Source organism: Chryseobacterium sp. SIMBA_028 (assembly GCF_046535285.1).
Lineage (GTDB): Bacteria > Bacteroidota > Bacteroidia > Flavobacteriales > Weeksellaceae > Chryseobacterium.
On the sequence record NZ_JAWRWZ010000650.1, the window covers coordinates 1 to 248 of the forward strand.

Here is a 248-nt window from a genome sequence, read left to right on the forward strand (position 1 = left end):
ATAACTGTCCTTCTCCTGTCCCATGGCTGTTTCCTAAATCAAATGAATTAAACCCGTCTGGTTTATCATTTAATGTAAAATTGGAAACAGGAAGCCCCCCAGAATCAGTTAAAGTAAAATTAAAATTAAGCGAGGCTACCTCGCTTATAGCTTTTTTATGAACATAAATATATCCATTTTGTGCCCTCATATTTTTAGTAAAAAGGCAGAGAATAATTAGTCCGTAAATCTTTTTTTTCATTTTTCTT

1 protein-coding gene is annotated in these 248 nt (G+C 32.3%); it reads right to left on the reverse strand.

The window, feature by feature from the left end:
* A partial coding sequence (locus tag SCA31_RS24840; RefSeq protein ID WP_410699618.1) for a hypothetical protein occupies positions 1 to 190 on the reverse strand: 190 nt, incomplete at its 3' end.
* Positions 191 to 248: the final 58 nt, after the last annotated feature.